The sequence below is a fragment of the Nonomuraea pusilla genome (genome assembly GCF_900109355.1).
GTDB lineage: Bacteria > Actinomycetota > Actinomycetes > Streptosporangiales > Streptosporangiaceae > Nonomuraea > Nonomuraea pusilla.
The window spans coordinates 41,280-66,264 of sequence record NZ_FOBF01000022.1; the positions used below are offsets into that span (position 1 = coordinate 41,280).

The 24,985-nt window shown below is 72.7% G+C and carries 27 protein-coding genes; 15 read left to right on the forward strand and 12 right to left on the reverse strand.

What is annotated here, in order from left to right; translation table 11 throughout:
* Nucleotides 1-8 precede the first annotated feature (8 nt).
* From BMX74_RS46520 to BMX74_RS34080, 4 genes are read right to left on the reverse strand one after another with little or no spacing between them, the layout of a single operon-like run.
* Nucleotides 9-1,973 (reverse strand): DUF6807 family protein, encoded by a 1,965-nt coding sequence (locus tag BMX74_RS46520; protein ID WP_091104655.1) that lies wholly within the window; start codon nucleotides 1,971-1,973, stop codon nucleotides 9-11.
* On the reverse strand, nucleotides 1,970-3,037 hold the full coding sequence (locus tag BMX74_RS34070; protein WP_091104657.1) for a mandelate racemase/muconate lactonizing enzyme family protein: 1,068 nt from the start codon (nucleotides 3,035-3,037) through the stop codon (nucleotides 1,970-1,972). The genes BMX74_RS46520 and BMX74_RS34070 overlap by 4 nt, the downstream gene beginning before the upstream one ends.
* The gene (locus BMX74_RS34075; RefSeq protein WP_091104658.1) at nucleotides 3,034-3,906 is read right to left on the reverse strand and encodes a 5-dehydro-4-deoxyglucarate dehydratase; all 873 of its coding nucleotides are present in this window, start codon (nucleotides 3,904-3,906) and stop codon (nucleotides 3,034-3,036) included. Before BMX74_RS34075 ends, BMX74_RS34070 begins: the two co-directional genes overlap by 4 nt.
* On the reverse strand, nucleotides 3,903-4,796 hold the full coding sequence (locus BMX74_RS34080; RefSeq protein WP_091104660.1) for an NAD-dependent epimerase/dehydratase family protein: 894 nt from the start codon (nucleotides 4,794-4,796) through the stop codon (nucleotides 3,903-3,905). Before BMX74_RS34080 ends, BMX74_RS34075 begins: the two co-directional genes overlap by 4 nt.
* Nucleotides 4,797-4,974: 178 nt before the next feature.
* On the opposite strand from BMX74_RS34080, the gene BMX74_RS34085 reads away from it, so the two are divergent.
* From BMX74_RS34085 to BMX74_RS34110, 6 genes are all read left to right on the forward strand, one after another.
* Nucleotides 4,975-5,928, forward strand: a complete 954-nt coding sequence (locus BMX74_RS34085; RefSeq protein WP_091104661.1) for a LacI family DNA-binding transcriptional regulator — start codon at nucleotides 4,975-4,977, stop codon at nucleotides 5,926-5,928.
* A 214-nt stretch (nucleotides 5,929-6,142) separates the two neighbouring features.
* Nucleotides 6,143-7,102: a carbohydrate ABC transporter permease gene (locus BMX74_RS34090; protein WP_091104663.1), complete on the forward strand. Its 960-nt coding sequence runs from the start codon at nucleotides 6,143-6,145 to the stop codon at nucleotides 7,100-7,102.
* A complete protein-coding gene (locus tag BMX74_RS34095) occupies nucleotides 7,086-7,955 on the forward strand; it encodes a carbohydrate ABC transporter permease (RefSeq protein WP_091104665.1) in 870 nt (289 codons plus the stop codon). The genes BMX74_RS34090 and BMX74_RS34095 overlap by 17 nt, the downstream gene beginning before the upstream one ends.
* Before the next feature lie 39 nt (nucleotides 7,956-7,994).
* Nucleotides 7,995-9,284, forward strand: a complete 1,290-nt coding sequence (locus BMX74_RS34100; protein WP_091104667.1) for an extracellular solute-binding protein — start codon at nucleotides 7,995-7,997, stop codon at nucleotides 9,282-9,284.
* Between the two features lie 10 nt (nucleotides 9,285-9,294).
* Nucleotides 9,295-10,575 carry a Gfo/Idh/MocA family protein gene (locus BMX74_RS34105; RefSeq protein WP_091104668.1) on the forward strand — a complete coding sequence of 427 codons (1,281 nt, stop codon included), beginning with the start codon at nucleotides 9,295-9,297 and terminating at the stop codon, nucleotides 10,573-10,575.
* Entirely contained in the window at nucleotides 10,565-11,746 is a 1,182-nt protein-coding gene (locus BMX74_RS34110) for a dienelactone hydrolase family protein (protein ID WP_091104670.1), read from the forward strand. The genes BMX74_RS34105 and BMX74_RS34110 overlap by 11 nt, the downstream gene beginning before the upstream one ends.
* 104 nt (nucleotides 11,747-11,850) lie before the next feature.
* Here BMX74_RS34110 and BMX74_RS34115 read toward each other — a convergent pair whose 3' ends face one another.
* The gene (locus tag BMX74_RS34115) at nucleotides 11,851-12,408 is read right to left on the reverse strand and encodes a TetR/AcrR family transcriptional regulator (protein ID WP_055506837.1); all 558 of its coding nucleotides are present in this window, start codon (nucleotides 12,406-12,408) and stop codon (nucleotides 11,851-11,853) included.
* 110 nt (nucleotides 12,409-12,518) lie between these two features.
* On the opposite strand from BMX74_RS34115, the gene BMX74_RS34120 reads away from it, so the two are divergent.
* Nucleotides 12,519-13,658, forward strand: coding sequence for an FAD-dependent oxidoreductase (locus BMX74_RS34120; protein WP_091104672.1), 1,140 nt, complete (start codon nucleotides 12,519-12,521; stop codon nucleotides 13,656-13,658).
* Between the two features lie 19 nt (nucleotides 13,659-13,677).
* Here the strand turns inward: BMX74_RS34120 and BMX74_RS34125 are convergent, their stop codons facing one another.
* Entirely contained in the window at nucleotides 13,678-14,106 is a 429-nt protein-coding gene (locus BMX74_RS34125) for a MarR family winged helix-turn-helix transcriptional regulator (RefSeq protein WP_091104674.1), read from the reverse strand.
* A gap of 61 nt (nucleotides 14,107-14,167) precedes the next feature.
* Here BMX74_RS34125 and BMX74_RS34130 point away from each other — a divergent pair, with 61 nt between their 5' ends.
* Nucleotides 14,168-14,572, forward strand: coding sequence for a VOC family protein (locus tag BMX74_RS34130; RefSeq protein WP_091104675.1), 405 nt, complete (start codon nucleotides 14,168-14,170; stop codon nucleotides 14,570-14,572).
* A 27-nt stretch (nucleotides 14,573-14,599) separates the two neighbouring features.
* On the opposite strand, the gene BMX74_RS34135 is transcribed toward BMX74_RS34130, so the two are convergent.
* On the reverse strand, nucleotides 14,600-16,249 hold the full coding sequence (locus BMX74_RS34135) for an alpha/beta fold hydrolase (RefSeq protein WP_256257436.1): 1,650 nt from the start codon (nucleotides 16,247-16,249) through the stop codon (nucleotides 14,600-14,602).
* Between the two features lie 154 nt (nucleotides 16,250-16,403).
* Here BMX74_RS34135 and BMX74_RS34140 point away from each other — a divergent pair, with 154 nt between their 5' ends.
* Nucleotides 16,404-17,969: a DUF4434 domain-containing protein gene (locus BMX74_RS34140; RefSeq protein WP_091104677.1), complete on the forward strand. Its 1,566-nt coding sequence runs from the start codon at nucleotides 16,404-16,406 to the stop codon at nucleotides 17,967-17,969.
* A gap of 33 nt (nucleotides 17,970-18,002) precedes the next feature.
* Nucleotides 18,003-18,602, forward strand: a complete 600-nt coding sequence (locus BMX74_RS34145) for a hypothetical protein (RefSeq protein ID WP_091104679.1) — start codon at nucleotides 18,003-18,005, stop codon at nucleotides 18,600-18,602.
* Between the two features lie 347 nt (nucleotides 18,603-18,949).
* Here the strand turns inward: BMX74_RS34145 and BMX74_RS34150 are convergent, their stop codons facing one another.
* Entirely contained in the window at nucleotides 18,950-19,162 is a 213-nt protein-coding gene (locus tag BMX74_RS34150) for a hypothetical protein (protein WP_091104680.1), read from the reverse strand.
* Complete coding sequence (locus tag BMX74_RS34155; protein ID WP_091104682.1) at nucleotides 19,159-19,581, reverse strand: hypothetical protein; 423 nt, start codon at nucleotides 19,579-19,581, stop codon at nucleotides 19,159-19,161. The genes BMX74_RS34150 and BMX74_RS34155 overlap by 4 nt, the downstream gene beginning before the upstream one ends.
* 488 nt (nucleotides 19,582-20,069) lie before the next feature.
* On the opposite strand from BMX74_RS34155, the gene BMX74_RS34160 reads away from it, so the two are divergent.
* The 3 genes from BMX74_RS34160 (at nucleotide 20,070) to BMX74_RS44475 (ending at nucleotide 21,229) form a co-directional block, all read left to right on the forward strand.
* Nucleotides 20,070-20,396, forward strand: coding sequence for a hypothetical protein (locus BMX74_RS34160; protein WP_091104683.1), 327 nt, complete (start codon nucleotides 20,070-20,072; stop codon nucleotides 20,394-20,396).
* Between the two features lie 348 nt (nucleotides 20,397-20,744).
* Nucleotides 20,745-20,969: a pentapeptide repeat-containing protein gene (locus BMX74_RS34165; RefSeq protein ID WP_091104685.1), complete on the forward strand. Its 225-nt coding sequence runs from the start codon at nucleotides 20,745-20,747 to the stop codon at nucleotides 20,967-20,969.
* A gap of 113 nt (nucleotides 20,970-21,082) precedes the next feature.
* Nucleotides 21,083-21,229, forward strand: a complete 147-nt coding sequence (locus BMX74_RS44475) for a hypothetical protein (RefSeq protein WP_177227616.1) — start codon at nucleotides 21,083-21,085, stop codon at nucleotides 21,227-21,229.
* A 329-nt stretch (nucleotides 21,230-21,558) separates the two neighbouring features.
* On the opposite strand, the gene BMX74_RS34170 is transcribed toward BMX74_RS44475, so the two are convergent.
* Both BMX74_RS34170 and BMX74_RS34175 read right to left on the reverse strand, forming a co-directional pair.
* Nucleotides 21,559-21,891, reverse strand: a complete 333-nt coding sequence (locus BMX74_RS34170; RefSeq protein WP_177227617.1) for a GPP34 family phosphoprotein — start codon at nucleotides 21,889-21,891, stop codon at nucleotides 21,559-21,561.
* A gap of 229 nt (nucleotides 21,892-22,120) precedes the next feature.
* Nucleotides 22,121-22,618, reverse strand: coding sequence for a tautomerase family protein (locus BMX74_RS34175; protein WP_143078864.1), 498 nt, complete (start codon nucleotides 22,616-22,618; stop codon nucleotides 22,121-22,123).
* Between the two features lie 95 nt (nucleotides 22,619-22,713).
* Between BMX74_RS34175 and BMX74_RS34180 the strand changes: the two genes are divergently transcribed.
* Nucleotides 22,714-23,205 (forward strand): winged helix-turn-helix transcriptional regulator, encoded by a 492-nt coding sequence (locus tag BMX74_RS34180; protein WP_055506849.1) that lies wholly within the window; start codon nucleotides 22,714-22,716, stop codon nucleotides 23,203-23,205.
* Between the two features lie 92 nt (nucleotides 23,206-23,297).
* Here BMX74_RS34180 and BMX74_RS34185 read toward each other — a convergent pair whose 3' ends face one another.
* A complete protein-coding gene (locus BMX74_RS34185) occupies nucleotides 23,298-24,179 on the reverse strand; it encodes an arginase family protein (RefSeq protein ID WP_091104690.1) in 882 nt (293 codons plus the stop codon).
* A 29-nt stretch (nucleotides 24,180-24,208) separates the two neighbouring features.
* Here BMX74_RS34185 and BMX74_RS46375 point away from each other — a divergent pair, with 29 nt between their 5' ends.
* Nucleotides 24,209-24,982: a CGNR zinc finger domain-containing protein gene (locus tag BMX74_RS46375; protein WP_218154135.1), complete on the forward strand. Its 774-nt coding sequence runs from the start codon at nucleotides 24,209-24,211 to the stop codon at nucleotides 24,980-24,982.
* Nucleotides 24,983-24,985: the final 3 nt, after the last annotated feature.

Below are 24,985 nucleotides of genomic sequence, written 5' to 3' on the forward strand. Positions count from 1 at the left end.
GATCGATCTCATCGATCGTAGAGGCGGGGCAGCAGCTCCCGCACGGCCGCGGCGTCGAGCCGCCCGTCCGCCACGTACGTGACCACCCGCCTGGCCAGCGTGCCGGTCACGGCCAGCGGACGGTCCCAGGCCAGCGCCTGCCCGACCCCCGGGTACTCCGCGACCCGGACGAACCAGGCGTCGCCCGCGTCCTGGACGAACACCAGCGTCCAGTCCCGGCCCTCCGGCGTGGTGCCGGTCAGCGCGACCCACGGGCCGCGGCTGCCGTGCGCCGCCTCCTCGCCGTCGGCGTCGGCGGTGAACGCCGTCCTGGCCGTCGAGGTGCCGGGGGCGCGCCAGAAGAAGCCGCCGTAGCCCGCGCCGGGGCGGCCCTTGGTGGCGGAGCTCCGCACCACCAGCGGCGCGCCGGTGACGTTCGTCAGGGTGAACGTGAGGTCGAGCGCCCAGCCGTCGCCGACCTGCCGCGCGGCGACCACGCGCTCCTCCCGCGCGAGGGCCGTGCCGTCGGGGCCCGTCCACTCCAGCAGCTCGGTGAAGCCGCCGTCGGTCAGATCGCGGAACGCCAGGTGCCGCTGCGTCCCGTGGTCGTCGAGCCAGGTGGGGCCCCGGCCCTCGACGTACGTGCGGCCGCCCCAGAAGTTGACGCCGCCGAGGTCGGCGATCGCGACGCCCGCGCCGAGGTGGTGGACGTGGTCGTCCGGCCGGCACTGCGTCACCTCGACCCCGCCGAGCGTGCGCACCGGGTGCAGGTACGGCCGGGGCGAGTCGGCGGGCGGCAGGCCGGGCCGCCACTCGTACGAGGCCACGGAGGTGTCACCGACCAGCAGGTCCACGCCCGCCCACGGCACGCCGAGCTCGGAGTAGAGCGCCAGCTCCTGCGCGCTGAGCGCCGTCAGGCCGTCGATGCCCGGCAGGAACCGCCAGGCCACCTCGCCGTCGTCGCCCCGCCGGACGACCTGGTGCCGTTCGGGGATCGGCACCGGCTCCGGGGCCAGCCGCACCGCCTCCAGCACCCGGGTGAAGCCGGTGGTGCGGTCGAGCGGCACCAGCAGCGGCTCGCCGTGCCTGACGTGCGCGACCAGGTTCTCCAGCAGGTCGGCGCGGGGGTGCGCGGTCGTCTCGACGCGGCCGTCCGGCCGCTCGACGCGCAGCTCGTCCGTCGTGTACGTGAACGTCGCCCTTCCCTCGTCGCCGTGCACGACCAGGTACGGTTCGTGGCGCTCCGTCGCGCACAGCGACACCGCGACCGTGATGACGCGCCCGTCGGCCAGCCGCACCCGTACGCACGAGGTGTCGTCGGCCTCGATCGGGTGGGCGTGGTACAGCTCGGTCTCGACCCCGGCGATCGCCTCGGCCCGCTCGGCCCCGGCCACCGCCAGCGCGGTCGCGACGGCGTGCGCGAACGGGTTGGTGAGCGCGCCGTCCACGACGTCCACCTCGCCGTCGGGGTCCGCGAGGCGGCGCCGTCCCGACCAGGACGAGCGGGTGAAGTAGCCGGAGGGCCGCTCCCACGCGCCCGCGCCGCCGATGCCGCGCACCCGCCCGAGCGCGCCGGAGGCGATCAGGTCGCGCAGCGCGGGCACCGCGGGAGAGCCGAGGCTCTGGAAGCCCACCTGGCAGGCGAGCCCGGTCTCCGCCAGGGCGGCGGCGATGCGCTCGTGCGCCGCCGCGCTCGCCGCGGGCGGCTTCTCCAGCAGCAGGTGCGAGCCGGCGCGCAGCGCCGCGACCGCGAGGTCGGCGTGGGTGTGGATGGGCGTGCAGACGATGGTGATCTCCGCGCCGGTCTTCTCGACCAGCGCGCCGAGGTCGGCCGACTGCGCGGGGGAGCCCGGCAGGTCCTCGGGGGCGACGGGCCGAGGGTCGCACACCCCGGCCAGCTCCACCAGCCCCCGCTCGGCCAGCCCGCGCAGGACGCCCAGGTGGTGGCGGCCGTGCCCGTGCGCGCCCGCCAGCACCACTCTGACCGGTCTCACCGCGACCACCTCAGCCCCAGCCCGGCGTGCCCGCCCGCGCGCAGCACGCCTCCCGACACCTCCACCGGGTACGGCGCGTCGAGCAGCCCGAGCGCAGCGAACGAGGCGTCCTCGACGTCCTCCACCATGGCGGGCAGGGGCAGCGCCAGGGCGAGCTGGCCCGACACCTCGGCCAGCAGGTGCGGGTACACCGGCACGTCGAACGTCCTGGCCAGCTCCACGACGCGGAGGAACGGCGTGACGCCGCCCACCCGCACCACGTTCGGCTGCACGACGTCGCACGCGCCCGCGGTGAGCAGGTCGCGGAAGCCGTAGACGGTGTAGACGTTCTCGCCGACGGCGACCGGCACGTCGATCGAGCGGCGCAGCTCCGCGTGGGCGGCGACGTCGTCGGCGGGCAGCGGCTCCTCGACCCAGTGCAGGCCGAACTCGCGCAGCGCGCCGATCGCGCGCCTGGCCCTGTGCAGGTCCCAGCGCTGGTTGGCGTCGATCATGAGCAGCCGGTCGGGGCCGATGGCCTCGCGCACCGCGGCGACCCGGGCGACGTCCTCGGCGAGGTCGGGACGCCCCACCTTGATCTTGACCCCGGAGCAGCCGGCCGCGACCCAGCGCCGGGCCTGCTCGACCAGCTCCTCCAGCGAGTAGTGCAGGTTGACGCCGCTGCCGTACACCGGCACCTCGTCGCGGCGGCGGCCCAGCGCGTCGGGCAGGGCGAGCCCGCCGCAGCGCAGGTCCCACAGCGCCAGGTCGATCCCGGCCAGCGCGATCGTGGTGATCCCGCCGGGGCCCGCCTCGCGCAGGTGCCGCCACAGGCGGTCCCAGACCGCCTCGGGGTGGGCGGGCAGCCCGATCAGCGCCTCACGCAGGTCGGTGTCGAGCAGCGCCTTGACGGCGCGCGCGCCGATCTGCGGCGTCCACGCGAACCCCGTGCCGGTGCGGCCGTCGTCGAGCGTCACGTCGCAGACGACGACGTGGTTGGACGGCACGTCCGCGCCCCAGGGGCGGGGCAGCGGCACGCTGCGCAGCTCGGTGCGCAGCTCCTTGACGGCGGGTACGGCGCTCATGCGGCCGCCAGGGCGAGCCCGGACGCGATGAGCGCCCCAAGCTCGGCCAGGTGCTCCCCGGTGAGGTCCACGAGCGGCGGCCTGACCGCGCCCACGTCCAGGCCGCGCAGCCGCACCCCGGCCTTGACCAGGGCCACCGGGTAGCCGGGCACCTTGCCGCGCAGCCGCACCAGCGGCGCGTAGAACTCGCTGATCAGCCGCTCGTCGCCGTTCAGGTACGCCGTGGCGATCTCGGGGGCGAACGCGAACACGGCGCTGGAGTACAGGTCCACGCCGATGCCGCGGTAGGCGGGCATGGTGAGCTCGGCCGTCGGCAGGCCGTTGAAGAACAGGAAGTCCTCGTGCTTCTCGCGCACGGCGAGGACGGTGCGCTGCATCCTGTCGATGTCGCCCACGCCGTCCTTCAGCCCGACGACGCCGGGCAGGTCGGCCAGGGCCAGCACGTCGTCGGGCTCCAGCACCACCGGGCCGCGCTGGTAGACGATGACCGGCAGCTCGGCGGCGACGGCGGCCACGTAGGCGCGGAACCCGTCCTTCGGCCCCTGCGTCAGGTACGGCGGCATGAGCAGCAGGCCGTCGGCGCCGGCGGCGCGCGCCGCCCTGGCCTGGTTCAGCGCGGCGCCGAGCGGCCCGCCCGCGCCGGCGAACACCGGCACCCGCCCGGCCACCGTCTCGACCGCGACGCGCACGGCCCGCGCGTGCTCGGCCTCGGACAGCGCCGAGAACTCGCCGGTGCCGCACGCGACGAACACGCCGCCGGGCCCGTGCGCCATGCCCCGCGCGACGTGCTCGGCCAGCGCGTCCTCGGCCAGGCCGCCGGCGGCGTCGAAGGGGGTCACGGGGAAGAAGAGCACTCCGCTGAGATTCATGCGCATTCCTTGCTGAGTTCGGTACGCCAGCTTCGCTTGGCCTGCCAGCCGAGCAGGCGCTCCGCCTTGGCGGCGGAGAAGGCGGGGGCGGTGCCGGTCAGGCGGGCGGCGAGCGCCTCGGTGCCGGGCACCACGCGGGGCAACAGGTCGGCCAGCGGCTCCCTGGCCAGCGCGTCCGCCGCCCCGGCGAAGAACACCTCGCCGTCGGGCAGGTCCGGCAGCCGCTCCAGGAGCAGGGCCAGCAGGTCGGCGGCGTCGCGGGCGTCGATGTAGTTGAACAGCGAGACGCCGCCGATGTCGGGACGGTCGAGGCGTTCCACGATCGTGTGCCCCGACTGGGTGGGGGCGCCGGTCCACTCCTCGGGGGAGACGACGAAGCAGGGCCGCACGGCGGCCATCCTGGTCGCGCCCGCGCGGGAGAAGGTCCGCATGGTCTCCTCGGCGACCAGTTTGGACAGGCTGTAGGCGTTCCACGGCAGCGCCGGGTGTTCCTCGTCGATCGGCAGGTACGACGGCGTCCAGCCGCCGGGCGCGCCGTAGCCGATCACGGTGGGGCTGCTCGCGACGACCACGCCCGCCACGCCGAGCGCCACGGACGCCTCGCAGACGTTGAACGCGAGCCGGGTGTTGACCTGGAAGATCACCGAGTCGGGGCGGCTGAACGGGGTGGCGATGGCGGCCAGGTGGATCACCGACCGGGGCCGGAACCTGGCGATCACCTCGAACGCCTGGCCGGGGTCGGTGAGGTCGGCGGGCAGCGTGGCGGCGGCCTCCTCCGGCGTGCCTGGGGCGCTGTCGACGCCGATCACCTCGTACCCGGACGCGGCCAGCGTGGTGACGACGCTGCGGCCGAGGCGTCCCGCGCTTCCGGTGACGAGCACTCTGCTCACCGTGGTGGACTCCTTAGGACTGCAAACAGTTGCATCAAACCATTGTGGCAACCGGGCGGAACGTCAAGGGGTGATTTGGAGACAGCACGTCTACCTGCTGGTTTCCGCTGGTCGGCGTGAGGGGTGGGGCTGGATGGGGCTCTCGCGTCTGCAAGCGGTTGCGTTAAGGTGCTGCAGTGTGACAGTGACGATTCGTGATGTGGCACGCGCGTCGGGAGTCCATGTGTCGACCGTGTCGCGGACGTTCTCCGCGCCCCACATGGTCAACGCGGCGACCAGGACCAGGGTGCTGACGGTGGCCGAGGAGCTGGGGTACCGTCCCAACCGGGCGGCTCGGGCGCTCACCACGGGACGCACCCACAACCTGGGCCTGATCGTGGCGGACATCGCCAACCCGTTCTTCCCTCCACTGATCAAGGCGGCCCACTCGGCGGCCAGGCAGCGGGACTACCACCTGTTCGTGGCCGACACCGACGAGGAGCCGGCCGTGGAGGAGGAGCTGGTGCAGGCGTTCTCCAAACAGGTCGACGGCCTGGTCCTGTGCAGCCCCCGCGCCTCCAACCGGGCGCTGGAGCGGCTGGCCGAGCGGGTGCCGGTCGTCGTCGTCAACCGGAGGCTGCGCGGCGCGGCCACCGTCCTCATGGACGTCGGGCACGGCGCGCGGGCGGCGGTCGAGCACCTGTCCGAGCTGGGCCACAGGAAGGTGGCGCTGGTCGCGGGCCCCGCGGGCTCGTGGACGAGCGCCGAGATCAGGCAGGCGGCGGAGCGGGTGTCCGGGGTGGAGCTGGTCGTCATCGGGCCGAACGTGCCCACCGAGCGGGGCGGGCTCGCCGCGGCCCGCTCGGTGCGCGACTGCGGGGCGACGGGCGTGCTCGCGTACAACGACCTGGTCGCGATCGGGCTCATCGAGGGCCTGGGCAACCTCGGCCTCGCCGTGCCCGGCGACGTCAGCGTGGTCGGCATCGACGACATCGTCCCCGGCAGGCTGAACCGGCCCAAGCTGACGACGGTCGCCATGCCGGCGGCGGCGGCCGGGCGGCTCGCGGTGGACCTGCTCATCCAGGAGGTCACGGCCACGACGTCGCTGGAGACGCACCTGGTCGTCAGGGAGTCCACGGCCCCGCCGCGGTGACCGTTCTGGCTGCAAACGTTTGTACTAATCGGCAGCAATAATCGTCGGACCTCTCTTGCCTCCATGTGCTGTAGCTGGGAAAATGACGTACCGATATATCGGTTACGGTGATGTAACGCCTGCAAAGGGTTGACGTAACTTTCCCGGCGGCTATAGGAAAGCGCTATCCATTCACATCTCGCCGGAAGGTCCGTGATGACGAATGAGTTCCGTCATGGCTGACACGGTGGCGGTGGAACGCAGGGCCAAGGCGTCCGGGCCCGTGACCGGCGGAAGCCGCACCACCGAACGCAAACGCCGTGAGGCGCGGGCCGCCTACCTCTTCCTGGCGCCCTGGTTCGTCGGCCTGTTCGTCATCACGATCGGCCCGATCCTCGCCTCGCTCTACCTGTCGTTCACCGACTACAGCCTCCTGGAGGAGGCCAAGTGGGTCGGCTTCGACAACTACGTCAAGATGTTCACCGAGGACCCCCGCTTCGTGTCCTCGCTGAAGGTCACGACGATCTACGTCGTCGTGTCGGTGCCGCTGCAGCTCGCCTTCGCGCTCGCGCTGGCGCTGGTGCTCGACAGGGGGCTGCGCGGCCTGCCGATCTACCGCTCCATCTTCTACCTGCCCTCGCTGCTGGGCGGCAGCGTCGCGATCGCCATCCTCTGGCGCAAGGTCTTCGGCGCGGAGGGCCTGGTCAACGCCGTGCTCGGCGTCTTCGGCATCCAGGGCCCCGGCTGGGTGAGCGACCCCGACTACGCGCTCGGCACGCTGATCCTGCTGCACGTCTGGACGTTCGGCGCACCCATGATCATCTTCCTGGCCGGGCTCAGGCAGATCCCCAGCAGCTACTACGAGGCCGCCTCCGTGGACGGCGCCGGACGCCTGCGCCAGTTCCGCTCGATCACGCTGCCGCTGCTGACGCCGATCATCTTCTTCAACCTCGTGCTCGAAGTGATCAAGTCGTTCCAGTCGTTCACGCAGTCCTTCATCGTGAGCAACGGCAGCGGCGGCCCCGCCGACTCCACCCTGTTCTACACGCTCTACCTCTACCTCAAGGGGTTCAAGAACTACGACATGGGCTACGCCGCGGCCATGGCGTGGGTCCTGCTGCTGATCATCGCCGGCCTCACCGGCGTGAACTTCCTCGCCTCCAAGTATTGGGTCTTCTATGGCGACTCCAAGTAGGCCGGTCCCGGTCCTGTTCCGCCCGCTCCCCAAGGGCGGCCGCCTGCTCAAGCACCTGCTGCTGATCGGCTTCGGCCTGGTCATGCTCTACCCGCTGCTGTGGATGGTCTCCAGCTCGCTGAAGCCGGAGGAGCTCATCTTCCGGCAGCCCGGCCTGTGGCCCAGCGAGGTGACGCTGGACAACTACGTCGACGGCTGGACCGCGCTGAAGCACCCCTTCGGCTACTACCTGTGGAACTCGGCGGTGGTCACCGCCCTGTCGGTGGTGGCCAACCTGGTCGCCTGCTCGCTCGCGGCGTACGCGTTCGCCCGGCTCGGCTTCCCGCTGAAGAAGCTCTGGTTCGCGGTCATGCTGGGCACGATCATGCTGCCGCACCACGTCGTGATCGTGCCGCAGTACATCATGTTCTCCAAGCTGGGCCTGATCAACACGATCTGGCCGCTGGTCATGCCCAAGATCCTGGCCACGGACGCGTTCTTCGTCTTCCTCATGGTCCAGTTCATCCGCACGCTGCCGCGCGAGCTCGACGAGGCCGCCGAGATCGACGGCGCCGGCTACTGGCGCACCTTCTACCGGGTCGTCATGCCGCTGTGCCTGCCCGCGCTGGCCACCACGGCGATCTTCACGTTCATCTGGACGTGGAACGACTTCCTCAGCCAGCTCCTGTACCTGAACAACCCCGACAACTTCACCGTCCCGGTGGCGCTGCGGACGTTCCTCGACTCCAGCGGCGAGTCGTCCTGGGGCCCGATGTTCGCCATGTCGATCGTCGCCCTCGGCCCGATCTTCGGCTTCTTCCTGGCCGGTCAGAAGTACCTCATCCGTGGTGTGGCCACCACGGGTCTCAAGTAGTCCTCCTCATCCCCCAACACACGTACAGGAGGTAGAGCCGTGAGCTCTGGCAAGAAGATGTGGTCCGCGCGAGTCGGCGGAGCCCTGCTGTCCGCCGCGTTGCTGGCCACCACCGCCGCCTGCGGCGGAGGGAGCGGCGACTCCGCCGACGGCAAGGTCAAGCTCCGCTTCTCGTACTGGGGCAGCGACTCCAGGCAGAAGCTCACCGAGCAGGTGATCAAGAAGTTCGAGGAGAAGAACCCGACCATCGACGTCGAGGGCGAGTTCTCCGACTGGTCCAGCTACTACGAGTCGCTGTCCACCAAGGTCGCCGGCGGCGACGCCCCAGACGTGATGACCATCGAGATCAAGGGCCTGCGCGAGTACGCCGGCCGCGGCATCCTCGCCGACCTGGCCGGCAAGGTCGCCACCAGCGACCTCGACGCGAAGGTGCTCGGCACCGGCGCCCTCGACGGCAAGCAGTACGCCGTCCCCAGCGGCGCCAACGCGTTCGCCCTCGTCGCCAACACCGCCGCCGTCGAGAAGGCCGGGCAGAAGGCCCCCGACGACGCGACCTGGACCTGGGACGACTACCTGGGCCTCGCCGCGAAGATCACCGAGGGCAGCGGCGGCAAGGTGTACGGCACGCAGTACACCTTCAACTCCGCCTACCTCACCATCTTCGCCGCCCAGCGCGGCGAGAAGTTCTTCGACGGCAACAAGATCGGCGTGACGCCCGAGACCCTCAAGGCGTGGTGGGGCAACTTCCAGAAGCTGATCCAGACGAAGGGCTCGCCCGACGCCGCCAAGAGCGCCGAGGTCGACGCCAACAGCCCTGACCAGTCGCTGCTCGGCACCGGCACCGCCGCGTTCGGCATGTGGTGGAGCAACCAGCTCGGCACGCTGAGCAAGGCGTCGGGCCAGGAGCTGACCCTCTACCGGCTGCCCAAGGCCAAGGGCGCGACCACGTCCGGCATGTTCCTCCAGCCCGCCATGTACTACACGACCTCGGCGAAGACCGAGCACGCGGCCGAGGCGGCCAAGTTCATCGACTTCCTGGTGAACGACCCCGACGCCGGCGCCATCCTGCTGAGCGACCGCGGCCTGCCCGTCAACTCCAAGGTGCTGGAGGCCGTCAAGAGCAAGCTGCCGCCCGCGGACGTCAAGACGCTCGAGTTCATGGACAAGATCCGGCCCGAGCTGGTCGACGCCGTCGTCCCGCCCAAGGGCGCGAGCGGCGTCGAGGACATCCTCAAGCGCTACTCCGAGGAGGTGCTGTTCGGTCGCATGACGCCGGACGACGCCGCCCAGAAGTTCCTCACCGAGGCGAACGCCGCCATCGCCGGCTGACAGGAGAATCATGAGGTACGCGTTCGTCGGGCTCGGGCATCGCGCGCAGATGTACGTCGACGCGCTGCTCGGCGAGTGGAGCGACGCCGGGTCCATCGTCGCGCTGTGCGACGCCAACCGGACCCGGATGGACTTCTACGCCGAGCGCGTCGGCCGGGACGTGCCGCGCTTCCCGCCCGCGGAGTTCGGCAAGATGCTCGAGCTCGCCGACGCCGTCGTCGTCGCCACCGTCGACGCCGCGCACGCCGGGTACGTGTGCGAGGCCCTCGACGCCGGCCTCGACGTCATCGTGGAGAAGCCGCTCACCGTCGACGCGGAGAGCTGCGCCGCCATCGCGGCGGCGGCCGAGCGCGGCACCGGCAGGCTGATCGTCACGTTCAACTACCGGTACGCGCCGCGCAACTCCGCCGTCCGCCGCCTCATCATGGCGGGGGAGATCGGCGAGGTGACCTCCGTCCACTTCGAGTGGACGCTCGACACCATCCACGGCGCCGACTACTTCCGCCGCTGGCACCGCGACAGGGCCAGCTCCGGCGGCCTGCTCGTGCACAAGTCCACCCACCACTTCGACCTGGTCAACTGGTGGCTGGGCGCCGCGCCCGAGACCGTCCAGGCCCAGGCCGCGCTGCGCTTCTACGGCGCCGCCAACGCCCGCGCCCGCGGGCTCGGCGAGCGGCCCGTCCGAGGCCAGGGCGCCCCCGGGCGCGGCACCGACCCGTTCATCCTGGACATCTCCGCCGACCCGCGCCTCAAGCGCCTCTACCTGGACGCCGAGCACGAGGACGGCTACATCAGGGACCAGGACGTCTTCGGCGAGGGCATCACCATCGACGACACCATGGCGGTGCTGGTCAGGTACGACACGGGCGCCATGCTGACGTACTCGCTGAACGCGTACGCGCCGTTCGAGGGGTACCGGGTGGCGTTCAACGGCACGGCCGGGCGGCTGGAGCTGGAAGTGGTCGAGCGGGAGTGGACCCCGCCGCACGCCGCGATCGACCCGAGCGCCGCGTCCAAGGAGCACGCCACCGGCGCCTGGGAGCGGCTCACCCTGCGGCGCCACTGGCGCGAGCCGGAGGAGGTCCCCACCGAGACGGGCGCGGGCGGCCACGGCGGCGGCGACCGGCTGCTGCTGGACGACGTCTTCCGCGGCCCCGGCGACGACCCGCTGGGCCGCCAGGCCGGCTACCTCGACGGCATCCGCAGCGTGCTCACCGGGGTCGCCGCCAACACCTCGGCCGCCACCGGCGTCCCGGTGCGCCTGACGGACCGCGGCACCCGTGTCCGCTGACCCCGCGGGCCCGGGGCCCGCCCCCGCCGGGAGCGGCGCGTCCGCCGACCCGGCGGTGTTCGCTCGCTCCCTGTTCGGCGAGCTGGCCGAGGTCGCCGCCGCGCAGCGCGACCTGTTCCCCCGGCTACCGGGGCCCGAGCTGCGGGCGGCGGCCAGGGACGTCCTCGGCGTGCTCGACCTGGCCGCCGGGGGCGTACGGGTCGAGCGCGCGTGGACCGACGGCGACCTCGCAGGTGAGGAGCTGTCCTGGTCGGTGGGCTTCGGCCCGCGCACCCGCGCGTACCTGCTCAGGCCGCGCGCGGCGGCCGGGCCGCTGCCCGGCGTGGTGGCCCTGCACTGCCACGCCGGCATGAAGTGGGTGGGCAAGGAGAAGATCGCCGACGGTCCCGAGGGGCCGTCGCCCGAGGTGCGGCGGCTGCGCTCCCAGATCTACGGCGGACGCGCCTACGCCGCGGAGCTGGCCAGGAGGGGCTTCGTCGTGCTCGCGCACGACGTCCTGAGCTGGGGCAGCCGCCGCTTCCCCCTCACCGCCGACCGGCACGGGACGCCCAGGTCGAGCGAAGGCACCCGCCCCGAGTTGAGCGAGCCCGACCGGTACGACCTGGCCGCGTGGGAGCACGAGCACGAGGTGGCCAAGCACTGCGCCCTGCTCGGCACGTCCTTCGCGGGCGTCGTCGCCGGGGAGGACCTCGCGGCGGCGGCCTACCTGCGCTCACGCCCCGACGTGACGTCCGTCGGCTGCGTCGGGCTGTCGGGCGGCGGCCTGCGCGCCGCCCTGCTCGGCGCGTTCGACCCGCAGGTGCGCGCGGTGGTCGTCGCCGCCATGGTCTCCACCTACCGCGACCTGCTCGGCGGGTACGTCGGCAAACACACCTGGATGCTCTTCCCGCCCGGCCTGCCCAGGCTGGGCGACTGGCCCGACCTGGTCGCCTCCCGCGCCCCAGCCCCGCTCATGGTCATGTACGCCACGCGCGACGAGCTGTTCCCCCGCGAGGGGATGCGCCGCGCCCACGAGATCGTGGCCGGGCGCTACCGCGACGCGCCCGGCCGGTACGAGGCGGTCTTCGCCGACGCGCCGCACAGCTTCGACGTCCCGATGCAGGAACGCGCTTTCGCCTGGTTGGAACGCCACCTGCGCCCGGCCTCCCGACCCGGCCGCCCGGCCTCCTGACCCGGCTGCCCCCTGACCCGGCCGCCCCGTCCCCCTGGCCGTGCCGCCCCGGCCCCCTGGCCCGGTCTGCCCGTCCCTCGCCCGCTGGGCGCCCGGGCTCGGGGTCAGGCGGCGCCCGCCAGGTAGCGCTGGAGGGTGGGGGCGATCCAGCGGATCGCCTCGTCGCGGCTCATCGCCGATATAGGCGGAAATTTCAGTACGTACCGGCACAGGGCCATGCCGAGCACCTGCGTGGCCGCCAGCCCGGCCCGCACCCGCACCTGTGCCTGCGCCGTGTCCCCGGCCACCGCCGCCGCCGCGGGCATGAGCTGCGACGCGTAGACCTCCCGCATCCGCTCGGCGGCGGCCGGGTTCGTCACGCCCGTGCGCAGCAGGATCGTCAGCGTCTCGTCGGCCTCCCAGCGTTCCAGGAAGTGGCGGGCCAGCGCCGCCCCGACGCCGTCGCGGGGGACGGCGCGCACGTCGGGAAGCTGGAGGTCGAACGCGCACGCCGCCGCGAACAGCCGCTCCTTGCTGCCGAAGTAGCGCATCACCAGGGCCGGGTCGATGCCCGCGTCCGCGGCGACGGCCCTGATGGTGGCCCGCTCGTACCCGTCCGCGGCGAACCGCTCCCTGGCCCTGGCCAGGATCTCCGACTTCGTCTCCTCGGAAGACCTCCTCATGCCAACAACTGTAGGCCAACAGGCGTTGACATTCCAGCCGGGCGGGGCGTAGCGTCAGAGTCAACGGTTGTTGGCCAACACTTGTTGACCTACCGATCCGAGGAGGAGACATGAACAGCACGGACGTGCTCATCATCGGCGCCGGACCCGTCGGGCTCACCGCCGCGATCGTCCTGACCCAGCGCGGGCACCGCGTGACGATCGTGGACGCGCAGGCCGAAGGGGCCAACACCTCCAGGGCGGCCGTCGTCCACCCGCGCACCCTCGAGCTGCTCGAACCGTACGGCGTGGCCGAGGCCCTCGACCGGCACGGCGTGCACACCCCCGTCTTCACCGTGCGCGACCGCGACAGGGTCCTCGTGCCGGTGCCGTTCGGCGGGCTGCCCACCCGCTACCCGTACACGCTGATGCTCTCCCAGGCCGACACCGAGGCGTTCCTGCTGGCGAGGCTGACCGAGCTGGGCGGCGAGGTGCTGCGCCCGGCCACCCTGACCGGGCTGCGGCAGGACGCCGACGGCGTCACGGCCGAGTTCGCCGACGGCGCCACGCTGCGCGCCGCGTACGTGGTCGGGGCCGACGGCCTGCACAGCACCGTGCGCGAGCAGGTCGGGATCGGCTTCGCCGGCGGCACGTACGCCGAGTCGTTCATCCTGGCCGACGTGCGGCTCGGCGGGGGAGTGCCGAAGGGCGAGGTCGTCCTGTACTTCTCGCCCGACGGCCTCGTGGTCGTCGCGCCGCTGCCCGGCGGCCTGCACAGGATCGTCGCGACCGTGGACGAGGCCCCGCGGGAGCCCGACGCCGCGTTCCTGCAGGCGCTGCTCGACGCGCGCGGCCCGGAGGCGGAGCCCGCCGTGGTGCAGGAGGTGGTGTGGGGCTCGCGGTTCCGGGTCCACCACCGCATCGCCGACACGTACCGGGCGGGACGCGTCCTGCTCGCGGGCGACGCCGCCCACGTCCACTCGCCCGCCGGAGGCCAGGGGATGAACCTCGGCATCGAGGACGCGGTCATGCTCGGCGAGGCGCTGGCCCGCGTGCTGGACGGGGAGCCGTCCGCGCTGCTGGACGACTACGCCGCGGCCCGGCGGCCGGTCGCAGGGAAGGTGGTCGGGCTGGCGGGGCGGCTGACGCGGCTCGCCACGATGGGCGTGCGCCGCCGCCCGCTGCGCAACCTCGTGCTGGGGCTGGCGGGGCGCGTGCCCGCGGTCCGCCGCCGCCTGGCCTGGCAGCTCTCCGGCCTGGACCGCCGCTGACGTGGGGGCTGGTCTGGTGTCAGCGGGTGAGCAGGCGCGTGACGAGGGTGTGGAGGTGGGCGCGCTCGTCCGGGGTCAGCGCGGCCAGGGTCTCGCGCTCCGTCTCCGCCAGCGTCTCGCGGGCCCGCCCCAGCGCCTCCCGTCCCGCCTCGGAGAGGGTGAGGCGGTAGCGCCGCCGGTCGGCCGGGTCGCGTTCGCGGCGGGCGAGCCCTTCGTCCATCAGCCCGTCCATGAGGCGGACCATGTCGCTCGGGTCGAGCCCGAGCCGGTCGCCCACCTCCCGCTGGGCCGCGGGGCCGAAGTCGGCGAGCGTGGCCAGCACGGCGAACGCCCACAGCCCCAGTCCGGTCCGCGCCGACAGCCGCTCGGCGAAGGCGCGCCGGTTGGCCACCCCCACCTTGTGGAGGACGAAGGTGGTGGACCCGAGCAGGGTCGGCGGCAGCGTCATGCCATCAATAGTAGGGTGATGCCAATCATTGGTACTCACCCACTGTTTTCCGGAGGCCCCGATGGACGCCCTCTACCCCCGCCTGCTGTTCCGCGACTTCCCGGCCGGCGTGGCGTTCTACCGGGCCGCGCTGCGCGACCTGCTCGGCGTGGAACCCGTCAAGGTCCTGCCCGCCGCCCAGTACGCCAACTGGGACGTCAACGGCGAGGCCGGCCTCGTCCTGTACGGCAGGAGCGCGGTCGCCGAGACCGTCGGCACCGCGCACCTGCCCGAGTCGGCCGCCGCCCAGGACTCCTCCATGCTGGTGTTCAAGGTGGACGACGTGGACGCCGCGACGGCCCGCCTGGCCCGTCACGGCGCCCGCGTGGTCGTCCCCCCGACGGACCGCCCCGAGTGGGGGCCCACCCTGCGCGCCGCCCACCTGCGCGATCCCGAAGGCAACCTGATCGAGCTCCAGTCGTACTGACGCGGCCCCCCGCCGCCGTCCCGCCTCCTACTCGGGCAGCGGCACCCCCGGGCAGGCGCGCGTCCGCCTGCCGGTCTCGAAGTACGCCGCCAACTTCTCCGCGCACCCCGGAACGTGCAGGGCCGACCCGTGCACGTCGTCGTCCACGGTGACCACGGTGCCGCCCACCGCCGCCCGCGTGTCGAGCGTCCACTCGTACGGCGAGGGACCCTCGTGCAGGTGGCCCGACAGCATCAGCGAGCCGCCGCCGCGCCGCAGCTCCGTCGTCCGCACCGGCAGCGTCCAGCCCGCGCACGGCGGGAAGAACAGGCTCGACCGCCCGGTCACCGGCCAGCGGGCCAGGCGGCGGCGGTAGGCGTCCCACGCCGAGGCGAACGAGCGGTCGCCCGCGTCCTCGTTGCAGAACAGCGCCCGCTGCGCGACCGGGTTGGACCGCTCAGGCGTGCCCGGAGGCTCCTGCCGCGGCTCGCCGCCCGCCACCTTCTTCACGGTGGGCGGGGCGGCGCCCCCTCCTGAGGCGTCCCGCAGCTCCTTGAAGACCTGCGCGGCATCGGGCCAGGCAGGGGACGCCTGCGCCGCCCCCTGCGCGACGAACGCGCCGTCCACCGGCATGGGCAGGTCCGTGAACGTCACCGGATGCTCGTCGTACGACCGCCTGAGCGCGGCCAGCGCCGCCTTCACCTGCTCCTTGGTGCCGCCGAACCCGTACGTCGCGTCCCTCCGCGCGATCCACGCCGCCATCCGGTCGAAGTCCCGCGCGGTCGCCCTGGCCCTCACCTCCTCGAAGACGTCCATCCTGGGCGCGGGCAGCGCGACGCTGTCCAGCCACATCCGGTGGACGCTGCCGGGGAACAGGCTGCGGTACACCGTCCCCAGCCAGGTGCCCCACGACACCCCGAAGAAGCCGATCCTCCGCTCGCCCAGCGCCTCGCGCACCCGGTCGAGGTCGCGGGCGACGTTGGCCGTCGTCAACTGCCCGAGGAAGGCCGGGTCGGAGGCGGAGCAGGCGCGGTTCCGCTCGGCCACGGCGTCGCCGATCCTGCGCGCCTGCTCCTCCGAGAGCGTCCCCGAGGGCGGGCGCGGGTCCTGCCCGCCCGGACAGTTCGCCCTGGTGCTGTATCCGACGCCGCGCGGGTCGAAGCCGATGAGGTCGTACCTGTCGTTGAGCCTCGTCCCGCCCATGACGAGCTCGACGGGCATGAGGTATCCGCTGCCGCCGGGCCCGCCCGGGTTGACCGCGACGGCGCCCAGCCGGCGCGCCCGGTCGGTGGCCCGCAGCCGGGTCACCGCGACGGTGATCTGCCCGCCCTCGGGGCGCGTGTAGTCGCGGGGGGCCGTCACCGTGCCGCACTCCAGGCGTTCCAGCTGCGCGCGGAAGTCGGCGAGGCGCTCGGCGGGCACGCCTCGCGCCCGCAGCACCTCGTCCGTGTACGACGGGCAGGCCGCCCACGCGACGCGGGCGGGCCCCGGGGCGTCGCCCTTGAAGCTGATCCCGGCCGAGGCGGCCTTGAAGGTGGCCGCCTCGGTGATGGTGGTGTTGGAGGTCGGGGTCTTGGAGGTGGTGGTCTTGGAGGTGGCCGCGGGAGACTTCGGGGCGGGCGGGCCGCAGGCGGTCACCGCCGCCGTCGCGAGCGTGAGCAGGCCCGCGGTGAGCGGGACGCACGTTCTCAGGATCATGCGTCCAGGCTCGTCCCGCGCCCGCCCGGCCACATCCCCCATCGGCGGGACCCCGCGCCGCACCTTCGCGTGACACCCGCCCCCGGCATCCCCGCCTCTCCCGCGCCCCGCGGGGTAGCGATCAGATGCGTAGGCTGAGACGGAAGGGGGATGCGTGCACCGGATCCTGTGGGTGGTGGCCGTGGTCGTCGCGGCGGCGTTCGTCGTCGTGCCCGTCGCCTCCTCGGTCGAGGGGTGCCCGGCGAGGGACACCCGGGTCCTGGCCCGGTACCCCATCACCGGCTACTGGGTCCCGGCCCGCGCCGACCCCTGCGTCACCCGTCGCATGGTGGAGTCGATCCACGCCGTCGGCGGCGACACCCTGATCACGTTCGGGCCGAGGTTCGAGACCCGTCCGGGGCCGGCGTTCGACGCGTGCGAGGCCGACGGCAGGCCGTGCGCGCAGGTTCCCGGCAAGGTGGTCAGGCGGGTCTACGCGTACGAGACCAGCGAGGAGTTCGGCGAAGGGCTGCTGCGCTGCCCCGGCACCGACCGCAGGATCGACAGCGGCGGGCGCGTCTACTACCGGGTGGGCCTCGGGGCGTGCGGCGACCAGGTCCAGGACATCGTGCTGGTCTCCACCGACGGCGACGGGCTGGGCAACCTCGTGACCGAGGCGCAGGCGTACGGGATGACCGTCTACCCCGGGCTGCCCGCCGCGCCGCAGCTGCGCGGCAAGCCCTGGGAGCCCGACCCGGAGCACACGGCGGCGCTCGCCGCCTTCACCCGGCTGGTGCTCGGCGACTACGCGCGCAGGTTCGGCGGGTCGGCGGCGTTCGGAGGGGTCTACCAGTCGTTCGAGCTGGCGGCGCGCGACCGCGCGCCCGGCGACCCGATCATCGCCCTGTACGCCGCCCAGCACGCCGTGGTCGCGTCGGCGCTGCCCGGCAGGAAGATCGTGGTCAGCCCGTACATCGACGCGCGCAGGGGACGCGGGTACCCGCCCGCGCTGACCGAGCAGGGCGTCGCCGACATCGCCGCCACGCGGGCCGGCGCGCCGATGGCGATCGCCGTGCAGGACGGTCGGGGCACCGGCAAGGTGCCGGTGCACGCCGCCGGCGAGGCGTCGGAACGGGTGGCGCCCCGGCTGGCGCCCGTGGTGGGGGACGTGGCCAACGACCAGGCGTACTACGGCCCCACGGCCGACTACATGCGGGCGGCGGCGCGGCGCGTGCCGGCCGGGGTGGAGCTGTGGGTGAACGTGGAGGCGTTCGAGCCCACCCAGGTCGACGGCGAGTGCGGCCGGGTCGACCCTCCGCCGCTGCGCGGGCGCACCACCAAGCACCGCCTCGACCAGCAGATCATGGCCGCGGGCGGGTACGCCGCGAAGATCATCTCGTACGGGTGGGAACCGTTCTTCACCTGCCAGGCCAGGCCCGACGCCCCCTCGCTCAGCGACGACATCGCGAGCGGGTGGCGGCAGCCCATCATCGTCAACGCCGTCAGGAAGGACATGGACGGGCACGCGGGCGTCCTCGTCGAGGGCTACAACCTGCGCGGCGGCACGCTCCGCTTCCTCGCCCCCGGACGCCCGGACGTGGTGGCCGAGCAGGAGTGGTACGGCCGGGGCAGGCTGGAGTCCGCGTGGGCGCCGTACCCGGCGGCGGGGCCCGGGACCTCGATCATCGCCGTCAACGGCTGGGGCGAGGCCGCCACCTCGGCGTACACGATGCCGTCCTGAACGCCTGACACCTGGACCGAGGCGGCCGAATCCATGGCCGCGCACCGCGGCGTCGGTCAGCGGCTCCTCGACGGCCGCCAGCTCACGATCATGTCGCTGATGGAACAGGACCTTCCCCGGCAGGCCGCCGGCATGATCGACTCCAGCGTCTTCGCAGAGCCCTGGGAGCACGCCGTCGCCGCCATCTTGCGCGTCTACTGCAGGTCTACGATCTCGACGCCGTCGCAGAAGGAACTCGACCATGTGGTACGCGATGTCCTCGCGCTGATCGCCGATCCCGAGCCGACGACCGCGGCGTTCCGGGTTCGGCTCGGCCTGGCCGCGCTCGACTTGACCGCCGACCGGCCTACCACGCACGACTCCGACCTGCGGGCCTCTGTCCTCGCCGTGGCCTGCTCCGACGCCTGCGCTGCCCGGGACGTCCTCAGCCACCAGGGGATGCGCTCCCGTATGACGCTGCAGCAGGGACAGGAACTTGCGGGTGTGCTCGCCGCTTCGGGGTTCGGCGCCGGCGGCCTCCCCGCAGCCCAGTCGGAAGCCCTGAACGCCGCGGTCAGCCAAGGCGAGCGCAGCCTGCACGCCCTGCTCGGCGCCACCGAGCATGACGAGCATCCGAACGACAAGTCCCGCTAGCGTCACCGCAGTGCGACGGCGGGCTGAATCCGCCGCGCGGGCACTGAAACCTCAACCTCGATCGACTCCCACGGCGCCCCGAGGTCGACCAGCTCCGGCAGGACCTCCTGCGGGTGCCACCGGAATACGGCAGATTCGGGCCGCCAAGCTCCTGAGCTGAGGCGTTGCGGCTCCAACAAGCCGGTGTCCAGAAACGTACACGTTCTCGGACGGCGAGCCCACCTGCGCGAACGCCGTCTGAAAACCTGCGTCCGGGAAGTCCCTGCCGCTCGGCGGCCCTTGCCAGCCGTCTTCCGGTGGCACCCCAGGTTGAGCCGCTGACCCGCCGGCCCCGCCGGCCCCGCCGGCTATCTGGCCGCGCCGGACGGCGAGCCACAGGTTGCCCAGTAGACGCAGATGATGCCTGCGGCCTCGGCGCCGCGGCGGGCCCGCACCACCTGGACTTGCCGGAACGACAGCAGCCAGTCGGGCACCATCTCGACCTCGTGGCCGCACCAAAACACCGTGACCGGCGCGACCGACAGCCGCCCCCGGCCGAGGAAGGAGATGATGCCCCTCACAGCCACTCCGCTCGGTGGCCGGGGTAGTCGAACCGGTAGGGCGCAGCGGCCATCCGCAGCGTCCTGCACGGGTACGCGACGGAGGAGGAGCACTCGCGGCAGACGAGCATCCGCTCACGCTGATGCTCGTGAGCGGGCCCCAGGATCGGCCTGTGGACGATGACCTCCTTCGGGCCGTGCCACTGCATGAGCGCCATGTCCGCCTCCGTGCGATGGCTGACGAACGCCGACCCGTCCCGCCCGGCCTGGTGGCTGATCGCCTCGCGCATCCACCGGGCGAACGCCGAGGCGTTGTCGCGCACCTCCGGCGCGACCGGCGGCGGCTCCCAGGCGTGGCCCCGTTCGCCGCAGCTCCGGCACTCGCCGACGTGCGGCCAACCGGCCTCCTCCGGCCCCCACCAATCCTGCGTGACCGGCACCAGGTCGCCTGGGCCGGGGTCCCGGTAGCAATGGCGGAGAATCCAACGAAGTTGGCTCCGACCTGCGGTTCCTTCACAGCAGGCTAGACGGCCCAGGCTGAATCATCTTCTTGTACGTGCAGGTCAGGCCAACTTCGTTGGCTTCACGGCCGAAACTACGAGAACCCCCTGTGGGACAGCGGCCGACCGCAGCCCCACAGGGGCGAGCAGGCTTGCCTTGCAGTGATCGCTGTCCTCCAAGTCCGGCCGGGTTCACGTCTGTGCTGCGACGGGTTGCCCTTGCCCTGATCTCCCCAGTCGCCTGTACGTGGTCGCCGGCACCGCCCTATGGGGGAGGACCGGTTCTCTCAGAGGCTGCTTCCGATCCCTTGATCGAGGCGGCACGCCTGGACCCGGTTGGAGCCGAAGGAGTTCACCCTGTAACGATACAATCACTCTCTGTAATCTAGTGCTGCTTGTTGCAGCAGACCTCTGGAGAGGAACCTTCGATGCGCCTGTTCACCCCACTTGCTCTGGCCGCGAGCGCCACGGCCCTGGGCCTCGGCGTGATCGCCGCCCCCACCGCCCAGGCCGTCACACCGCACCAGGCCTCCACCATCACCTTCACCTGCGCCGGGTCCGGCCCTACGCCTCATATCTATCCACCATGGGTCAACGCCCTCGACTGCACGCCGCCCGCCATCGGCAAGTTCGCGAACGTCGAGATCCACATCCAGGACGAGTCTTCCTGGCTCTGCCAGGACGCAGAGAGCCGCCCCGGCTCGCCAGGGCTGGTCAACGTGCTGGGCAAGACCTGCGAGCGCCTGGAGGAGTAGCCGTGACCGGGGAGAACGGGGGGACTGTGTCCGATGAGGAGATGAAGCGAGGGCACCCGCCCAAAGGCGCGGCAACGGGCGCAGAGGACGATGAGGTCTGAGAGGGCTTCGTTGAACCCGTGATCCACCCACCGCCGTGTGGCGGTGGGTACTCGGGGCCGTCGGTCACCGGGTGGTGCCGGGCGGCATCGGGTGGTCCGCTTGGCTTGCCAAGGTGTTCTTCCAGGTACTCGCGGCCCTGACCATCGCTCCCGCCCTGACCGCCGCACACGGCGCTGACCCTGCAGATTTCTCCCACAGCCGTTTCCCTTACGCAGACCTGCGCGGGGCACAACTGGGGGCGCGGACTTGTCTGGCGCGAATCCAACCGCCGCAGCCCTGACCATCGCGGACCTGCATGATGCGGACCTGCATAAGGCGGACCTGAGCAACGCGGACCTGAGGCTCGCAAACCTGATCAGCGCGGACCTGCGTGGCGCGAACCTGGCTGGCGTCAACCTACTGAAAGTGCGGGGAATGACCGAGAAGGAGATCCGGGCCGTAGCCGCTGCCGATGCCAAAACGCGGTTCTGACGGCGCCTCCAGTCACTGGCGCCTTCATGCCCCGCGCACGACACCTCAACCCGGCGCCCCCGTTGAACCTGACCCGCCGGGCGGAACGCGCCCCGCCCGGGTCCCATCGAGTGGTGGGGGCCAAGATCGCGCTCCCGCTCGGCGCGGACGTGACCGGTGACCTTCCCCGCGTCGAGGAGCGCTGGGTCAGCTTCACCGTTCTCACACGGATCGACGGCGTCGACTACAGCGGCGTGCCGACCGTAGAGGGCCGCGATTGACCGCTCTTGCTGGGTGCTTGTCCCTGCCGCGAGCCCTTACGCGGGTAGCGTTCATGGCTGTCCCGCGTTCCCGACCACGGCGGGTGACATCGGCATCCAACCAGCTGGCGCGGGTGGGTGCCCCGCACGTCGACACGAGGTGCGGTCACAGATCAGCGAGTGCCATCCGCCCGACCGCACCTCCACTGCGGTCAGCCACCATACCGCGCGGACCTGGGCACCGGACTGCACGGAACACCGCCGAGGCGTGCCGGATTGACCGGGATCAGCGCCGAATCCAGCTGATTCTCCTCGGCGGCCGATGCGGCCTCGGCCGTGCTGCACCGATCCTATGACCCGCCGGACGCGAGGAGCGTCATGCCGTCGCCCGAGCCGTCCGGCTTCGTCGTCGTCTTGTCGACGTAGGTCTTCACCGCCTGTCCCGCCCAGTCGTCGCGGACGAGCTCCTCGACGCGCTTGCCGCCGTCGAGGTCGAACAGGTGCCCCAGCACGCCGCTGCGGTGCGCCAGGGCGAGCAGGGTGACGGTGCGGGCGTCGGGCTTGTGGCCGCGCAGCACCCTGCCCAGCAGCGCCCTGACCTCGCGCAGCGGCGCGACGTCGGCGTACTCGTACCGCTCGACGGGGATCAGCCCCAGCGTCCGCGACCTGGCGGCGCCGAACACCCCCGCTCCGCCAGCCGCCGCAGGTAGTGCCGGTACTTCCACACAGCTGCTTGGCAAAGTCCTTTCGGCCGGTGATGATGTTCAGTCAGGCGGACGCTCGTCGTGCCGTCCGTACCTGTGCGGGGTGCGGCGAGGCGCGGACCGGGAGCCGATCGGCTCGCCACCTCGTTCTCGGGCTCGTCTTTCAGCTCCTGGTCCTGCGTCGTGCGGCTTCGCCGCCCTCGCTCGATCAGGGCAGGCGGGAGTGCTCGGCCCGGCTGGCGGCGATCCGCTCCCGCGCGAACGTACGGGCCCGGTCGGTGTCGCCACCGCCGAGCCGGGCGAGGATCGCCGCGAGCGGCCTGATCCGGCCCTGGCCGCCCCAGTGGCCCTCGGGGATCTCGGTGGGGAACACCCAGATCCGGCCGGCGTCGCGCGGCCAGGCGCCGTTCTCGGCGTCGAGGATCGCCTCGGTGACCTCGGCGACGACGTTCGCGCGCTTCTGCTCGTCGAGCTGGCCCTCCGGGACGGACGGGACGACCTTGTAGTGAGGCGCTTCCGCCGGCTCTCCGCCGACGTAGACGCCGGCCGGTCGGTGCAGCCAGAGCCACGAGACGGAACGGGTCACCGGGTCGGCGGGGTCGAATCCCTCGTTGCGGATGAGGATCTCGGTGATGCGGTTCAGCAGCGCCCTCTCCGCGTCGGGCTGGAGCGCGCCTTCGGGAATGTACACGTCGAGCATGGGCACGGTTGGTTCCCTTTCTGAGTTTACTTTTTCAACTCAGGTGGGGAGTCTAGGTGGGCTAAGTTCAGTTTGTAAACCCAGATGCGTATACTCACCCCATGGAGACGCGGCGGATCGACCCGGTGAACTGCTCGGTGGCGCGCGCTCTCTCGGTGGTGGGGGAACGCTGGTCGCTGCTGATCGTCCGCGAGGCGCTGGACGGCGCGAGCCGGTTCGGAGAGTTTCAGGCCCGCCTCGGGATCGCCAGAAACCTCCTGGCGGCCCGGCTCGACACCTTGGTGGCCGCGGGGGTGATGCGCCGCGTGCCCTACCAGGAGCCCGGCGATCGGCAGCGGTTCGCCTACGAGCTCACCCCGCAGGGCCAGGCGTTGCGGCCCACGCTCGTGGCGCTCCTGGAATGGGGCGACACGTACCTCGCCGACCCGCAGGGCCCGTCGGTCATCGTCCGGCACCGGCCCCGCGACGACGGGAGCCCGTGCGACGAGCCGGTCAGGGTCGTCCTCGAGTGCGGCGCGGGGCATGGCCACCTCGCCCCCGAGGACGTCTGCCGCACGCCGGGGCCGGGGGCGCGCTTCATCGACGCGTCCTGAGCCGCCGCACGACGCTCGGCACCGTCCGCGTACGGCTGGGCGGGATGAGCCTTCGCGGGCATCCGGCAGGGGTCGTCCTCCGGCCGTCCTCGTCAGGTGAGGGCGTCCACCAGGATGCCGGCGAGCAGGGCCGCCTGGCTGCCGTCCTCGTCCAGGTCGGGGTCGAGGATGGTCACCTCCAGCCCGGCCGCGCCGGGCAGCGCCAGCAGGCCGCGCAGCACCTCGGTGAGCCCGCCCGCGTCGAGGCCGCCCGGCGTGGGGGAGTCCACGGCGGGCAGCACCGAAGGGTCGAGGACGTCGGCGTCCACGTGGATCCAGAAGCCGTCCAGGTCGTCGCGCACCAGCACCTTCGCGGCCGCCTCCACCGAGAGGTCCGTGCCGGGCTGGCAGGCCAGGCCGCTGCCGACGGCGTCCTTGACGTCGTCCTCGTCGCGGACGCCGAGCAGGACCACGTCCTCGTCCCTGACGTAGGGGCGCAGGCCGTCGATGTCCACCAGGTGGTCGTCGCCCCGGCCGGTCATGAGCGCCACGTCCTCCCCGGCGGCCGAACCGACGTGCGGCGAGTTGCCGAGGTGGCGGAAGTCGGTGTGCGCGTCGAGGTAGGCCATGCCGTACCGGCCGGTCCTCCGCAGGGCCAGCGCCGGGCCGAGCGCGATCGAGCAGTCGCCGCCGAGCAGCACGGGGAAGCGTCCCGAGTCCCTGACCGCCGCCACGCGGTCCGCCAGCGCGCGGGTGTAGGAGGCGATGGCGGCGCCGTTGCGCACGCCGTCGCCGGGACTCCAGGTGGCGACGTACCGGGGTGGGACGACCGCGCCCGCGTCGTCGGCGCCGAGCCGTTCCAGCAGGCCCGCGTCGCGCAACGCCCACGGCAGCTTGTAGCAGCCGGGGACGACGTCGGGCGCGGGCGGGCGCAGGCCGAGGTTGGAGGGCGCGTCCAGGACGGCCAGGCGTCTGTCAGGTGTTATAGTGTTCATACTCGTGACGCTAGCAGAGGGGTTCGCGGATGCGCCAGTACGCCGAGACGGGCCTCGTGGCCATCGACCTGGTCAACACCTGGGACGAGTACCTCGACGACCCGGAACGCCTCCCGGACGTCGCGTCCCTCCACCGCTTCTGCCAGGAACTCGCCTGCCGACCCGCCGCCCTCCGGGAGCCGGAGAGAAGCCCCGAGACCGGCACTCTCACGGAGGGTGCGCGGAAGGCGACGGCCGTGGAGGCCGGGGACCGGGCTCCCCTGGAGGACGCGCGGGAGGCGGCACCTGTGGACGTCCGGGACCCGGCTCCCCTGGAGGATGCGTGGGAGGCGGCACCCGTGGACGTCCGGGACCGGGCTCTCCTGGAGGGTGCGCGGGAGGCGGCGGCCGTGGAGGCCGGGGACATGGCTCTCACGGAGGGCGACCTGGTGGCGGTGCGGGAGGTGCGGGGGCGGTTGCGCGACGTGCTGGCCGTCGCCGACCCGGGCGGGCGGGCCGCCGCCCTCGCGCGCTGGGCGTCCGATCTGCCGGTACGCGCCCTGGTCGAGACGGAGGGCGGCGTCCCGCGCCTGCGCCCGGCCCCGCCCGACGGCGCGGACCTGGCCCTGCGGCTGGCCGTACGCGCCGTCACCGAACTCCTCGACGTGGCCGCCGCGGGGGACTGGGACCGCCTCCGCCTGTGCGCCGCCCGGCCCTGCCGCGACGCCTTCATCGACCGCAGCCGTCCTGGACGCCGCCAGTTCTGCTCCACCCGCTGCGCCAACCGCGCCCACGCGGCCGCCTCCCGCGCCCGCCACCGCTGACCC